The 4,948-nt window shown below is 68.0% G+C and carries 3 protein-coding genes and 1 pseudogene; 1 reads left to right on the top strand and 3 read right to left on the bottom strand.

Features of this window, described 5'->3' with window-relative positions; all coding sequences use genetic code 11:
- Window positions 1-134: 134 nt before the first annotated feature.
- Both ACWCPM_RS34600 and ACWCPM_RS34595 read right to left on the bottom strand, forming a co-directional pair.
- The gene (locus ACWCPM_RS34600; RefSeq protein ID WP_450980230.1) at window positions 135-497 is read right to left on the bottom strand and encodes a transposase; all 363 of its coding nucleotides are present in this window, start codon (window positions 495-497) and stop codon (window positions 135-137) included.
- A 332-nt stretch (window positions 498-829) separates the two neighbouring features.
- Window positions 830-1,612, bottom strand: a complete 783-nt coding sequence (locus ACWCPM_RS34595; RefSeq protein WP_450980229.1) for an ISL3 family transposase — start codon at window positions 1,610-1,612, stop codon at window positions 830-832.
- 227 nt (window positions 1,613-1,839) lie between these two features.
- Between ACWCPM_RS34595 and ACWCPM_RS34590 the strand changes: the two genes are divergently transcribed.
- The gene (locus ACWCPM_RS34590) at window positions 1,840-2,577 is read left to right on the top strand and encodes a transposase (protein WP_450980228.1); all 738 of its coding nucleotides are present in this window, start codon (window positions 1,840-1,842) and stop codon (window positions 2,575-2,577) included.
- Window positions 2,578-2,994: 417 nt separating this feature from the next.
- Here the strand turns inward: ACWCPM_RS34590 and ACWCPM_RS34585 are convergent.
- A pseudogene (locus ACWCPM_RS34585) lies at window positions 2,995-4,440 on the bottom strand (Helicase associated domain protein); the annotation flags it as partial.
- Window positions 4,441-4,948 lie beyond the last annotated feature (508 nt).

The raw sequence follows: 4,948 nt of genomic DNA, 5'->3' as shown, positions 1-4,948 counted from the left end.
ATGACAGACGGGCAGGAGGGCTTGGCTCATGGCCTCCTCTACTTGTTCGGGCGAGCCGCCTGTCCGGACTGCCAGACCGACTTCGCGGTGGCCGAGCAGGTGGTGGCCGGTTGGACTCCGTGACCGAGCCGGGGCTATGCGCGGGCGAGGATTCGGGTACGTAGGAGGCCGAAACCGGCCCGTCCATACATGGCTCTCTTGATCGTTTTGATCCGGTTTACATGCCCTTCGACCACCCCGGAGCTCCACGGCAGGGTCAGCCCGGCGGTGACGGCATCGAGGTCCTGACGGAGGAAACCGGCGAAGCCCTGCATCGGCTTCGGTGCGTCCTGCTCGGCCTGGCGGATCCACTCCAGCAGCAGGTATCCGCGCCGGTGACGGACCAGATCGGCAAAGGCGCGGGCGAGGTCGCAGGCCCGGGTGATGTCCGGGCAGGCGAGCCGGACCTGAAGGAGGCGCTCGTCCTGGCTTTCGGTGAGCGTCTCCCGGGGCCGCATGATCCACGAGGTGATCTTGCGAGGGCTTGGTATATCGGCCCGGATCGGTTGGGCGGTGCCCGCGCGGAGGGCGGCGAGGGGTGTTTGCGGACGACCTGGCGGCTGCCGCGGTAGCCGCGAGCCTGGATCTCCAGGAACAGCCGGGTGCCGCTGACCTGGCCTTGCGCCTCGGTGAAGCGAGCGTTGATGTATGCCTTGAAGGGCTCCAGGACGCCGTTGGGCCGGCGGTCGCGGGCGGAAGCCAGCAGCTCGTGGAGGTCGGTGTCACGAAAGAGTCGCACGGTCTTGCGGTCGAGGTTCAACCGGCGGGCGATGGCGCTGATCGTCCAGCGTTACTCCAGCAGGCGGTGGATGTCCTCGTAGCGGTGGCGGGTGCGTTCGATGATCTGGGTGCGGGGCAGTTCCGCGGGCGGTAACAGCATCGGGGGTGGCTCCGGCGCCTCGGTCGCCGCCTCCTCCTCGGCATGTTTGCGCAGGCAGTCGCGGTGCTGGTGACAGGTCTTCTCCACCGCGGCGGACAGGTTCTGCAACAGGTGCCAACGATCAGCGACTTCCAGGGCATGAGGGGCGGCTTCCTTGACCGCCTTGGTGTAGGCGGTGGCCCGGTCCCGGCAAATGATCTCGGCTCCAGGATGCTCGGTGAGCCAGGTCGCGAACGTCTCGGAGGTGCGGTCGGGCAGTACGTCCACGACCCGGCCGGCCTCGACGTCGACCAGCACGGTGCCGTAGGTGCAGCCCTTGCGGAAGGCAAACTCGTCCACCCCCAGCACCCGCGGGGCACGGTCCGACACCGCTGGCGCCGTCAGCAGCCTGAGCAGCCGGGTTCGGCCCGCGGTCAGCCGCAGGCGTCGGCACAGCCGTGCGGCGGGACGGCCGCCGAGCTCGATCGCGATCGACCGCAGCCAGCCCGTCAGCCCGGTACTCGACCGACGGTAGCGCGTGGACAGACCCGGCACCTGCTCGACGAACGTCTTACGGGAACAGCTCTTCCGGTCGCAGAAGTACCGGCGCACCCGCAGACGGACGATGACTCGACGTGAGCCCAACGGCCGCTCATCAGGGTGCGTTGATAGGTGCTGTGCACGCGGCGGGCCTGCTTGCGACAGTTTGGGCACCGGCCTGGACGGGCCGTCGACACCGCCTCCACCACCAGGATGCCGGAGGAGTCGCTCATCCCCTCCACCCACACATCGACCCCGGGAAACAGCACATCCTCAACCGCCTTGCTCGCCACGGCAGGAAGTACGCTGCCGAAACGATCCTGCGTTCCTACTGCTGACCTGGGGATTCACGGAACTGCGGCCAGAGCCAGATTCAAAAGTCCCCATCAAAGGTGTGGGCGATGTGCGGATGGGACGGCCATCACGTTTCGCAGGCCACCGTGCTGCGGCTGCTGCGCGACGAGGGTCTGCTGCTGGAGGCGAACTACCAGCGCGAACGTCGGCAGCTCGCGGCATGGCGCAAGGCGGCGTTCGCTACCGAGCCGATCGGCCCGAACCAGGTCTGGCAATTCGACTTCTCTGAGTTCGAGACCACCGCTGGCGGCACCTGGCGGCTGGCCGGCTGCCGCGACTACTGGTCGAAGTACGAACTGGGCTGGCACATCTCGCCCACCGCGAACCAGCACGACGCGATCGCCGCCGTCGAGCTCGCCCTGGCCGAGGCCGCGCGGCTGGCCGGAGGGCCGCTTGCCGACCTCGCTCCGCGCGAAGCCGACGGCGCGGTGCAACCGCTGGTCACGATCGTCACCGACAACGGGGGACCGTTCCGCTCGTTCCGCTTCGAGGCATTCATCGCCGCCCGCGCCGAGCTGCGGCACGTCCGCATCCGGGTCCGAACGCCAGGGCAGAACGGCTCACGCGAGCGCGGCTTCGGCTCGCTGAAGTACGAGAAGCTGTTCCTCGAGGAGATACCCGACGCCCTTGACCTGGTCCGCCACGCCGAGGACTACCGGACCGAGTACAACACCGTCCGGCACCACGAGGCACTCGCCTGGAACCGCCCCTACGACGTCCACACCGGCGCCGCCGACCCTCTCGTCCCCAACTTTCCAGAACCCGAAAACCTGCCAATTGCTTGACGCGGGACACCGCAGTTCCAGTGGCCGGCAGGCCAGACCTTGGACGCCTGGATCGCGATCGAGCAGCATCAGATGCAGCCGCATCGCCCCAGACCCGTAGTGCACGAGCCGTCCGGTGGTCGCCGACCACCACCATCCCGGCGCCGTGCGCTTGCCCTTGCGGGCTGAAAACGGACTCAGCGGCGGACACTGCTCGAAGGCCACTTCGGCGGCTGCCACCGACCACGGCGAACACTCGGTCGTCCCACCCGCAGCCAAGAACCGTACGTCCACAGCTCCGACATCAGTCGGCCCGGCACTTGCCGCATCCCATCCCGCTTCCGCGTTCCGCACACAGAGCCAAACGAATTATCGGCTCATCCGGTAATGGGCATAACAAGCCAACGGGAAAACGCCTGCCACAGATCCAGACCGCTGTCAGCGATGCTCGGGCTGTTCTGCGGCCCAGGCGTAGCCCAGCTCGGCGAAGACGGCTCGCTGCTCCGCATCTAGGCGCTCCCGCCTCACCTTCTGGTTACTCAGAAACACCCCTAGCCTGACCACCGAACCGTCCGGCAGCTCTTCAACGTGTGTCCTTCCCACGACAGTTCTGCCTTCGCGGGCGATGTACTGCGCGAGGGCCTGGATACCCCGCTGGAACGCCGTCGATGTCTTTCCCTCAGCGCTCTTCGCGCCGTCCGGGGTGGCTGGCGCCGGCTGCTCAGCGGGCTTCACCCCCAGGCTCGAGAGCCTCCGCTGCTGCTCCTCGGAGAGCTGGAACCAGTCGTGGGACTGTCGCTGCAGCCATCGTCCGAGGTCGTCGCCTTCGAAGAGCACTCCGGGCTCGACGGCCGGGAGGGTGCCGTGGGGTTCGTCGGCGGCGAGGTCGGCGAGGACGCGGTAGTGGCGCTGCCAGTCGAGGGGCCAGGGGCAGTTCCAGTCGGGGTCGATCGCGGACAGTTGCGCGGCCCGTGCCGTGGCGCGTTCGGGTTTTTTGCCGAGGCCGTGGGTGCGGCGGAGGTTGGCCATGTGTTCCCCGACCGGGGCGAGTTCGTTGTCGGCGTTGCCCCATAGGGCGTCGCGCCGGGGGGCGAGGTGGCCGTGGGCGCGGTGGTAGGAGCGCAGGACGGCGAGTTTGTTCTCCCAGGCTTCTTCGCCGGGTTCCCACACCATTCCGGCTTCGTCGAGCAGTGTCTTGCGGTGGGGATCGAGTTCGCCGGCGCGGTAGGTGCGCCGCTGCTGGTGGACCCACCTGCCCAGGGGGAAGTCCTTCGTGACGCCCACCGTGGTCTCGGTGTCGTACGGGACGGCGTACAGGCCCGTGATTCCGTTCTCTTTCCGCCAGCGCAGCAGGGCCTGATAGCCCTCCAGCCACACCAGCGACTCGGGCCGGTAGACCCGCGTGCGCAGGAACGCCGCGATCGTCGCCGCGTCGCGGGGGCTGGAGAAGCTCAGCAGCGCGGACTCCACCGCCCCCTGCGTGCCGTCCAATTCCTCGGCACCGGCACCGGCACCGGCACCGGCACCGTCGCCTTCGCCGCTGGCTGCGACGATGCGTCCGTCCTTGTCGCGGACGAGGTGGTGCGGCTTGGTCCGCGGCTGCCTGGTCAGGGCGTGGGAGGCGAGCTGTTCGACGACGCGTTCCGAGTGGGAGCGCAGGCCCTGGAGGACAGCTGTGAGGGGGCGGAACGAGGCGGAGGCGACCATGTCGGTCGGGTCCTCGCCGGGCTGGAGGAAGACGGGCACGATGATCCGGGCGACCTTGGCGGTGCCGTCGGGGTTGGGGCGCAGGGCCCGGCCGATGTTCTGGACGATCTCGACCTGGGAGCCGCGGGTGTCGGCGAAGCAGACCGCCTCCACGCCCCGCTCGCCGGTGATGTCGATTATCTAGACGTTGTGTGGGTGGCAGGGATGTTTGTTGTGGGGGTGACCTGCTGTTAAGTCATGCTTTTGACACCTGCGGTCTGGCGCGTGCGGGTGTCTGTCGGCGGCGATAACGTCGCGGGTTGCTGGGGTTTGCTGGCGATGAGAAGCCTGCTGTCGTGTCCTGGGGAAGTGATGTTGGATGGGGCTGTTGGGTAGGGCTGCGGATAAGGCGGGAAACCGGTACGAGAACTGGTGGACCGCGCTGCGGGTGGCAGATCTCCTGCGGGGGCGGGCGTCGAGGATCCGTCTGGAGCCTCCGGGCCAGGCGGGGGCCGGGATTGAGTTCCTGATCGAGGAGACCGACGGCACCTGGTGCGAGCAGGTGAAGGACGTCCCGTCCAAGGGGCCGTGGAGCCTAGTAGTGCTTCGTTAGAGGTCGTTCTCTTTCCGAACGTCATGTGCGGTTTCTGCTGGTCCGGCATGAGGTGGCGGCTGGCGCGGGAGTCTCGGTCCGTTGCTGATCGAG

Source organism: Streptomyces sp. NPDC002309 (assembly GCF_053593375.1).
Note: the sequence above shows the minus strand (reverse complement) of the source record. Positions and strands in the feature narration are given on the sequence as shown.

Excerpts from the sequence above, each read along its gene's own strand:
- ACWCPM_RS34590 (WP_450980228.1), top strand. The coding sequence starts at position 1,840 with ATGTGCGGATGGGACGGCCATCACGTTTCGCAGGCCACCGTGCTGCGG.
- ACWCPM_RS34600 (WP_450980230.1), bottom strand. The coding sequence starts at position 497 with ATGCGGCCCCGGGAGACGCTCACCGAAAGCCAGGACGAGCGCCTCCTT.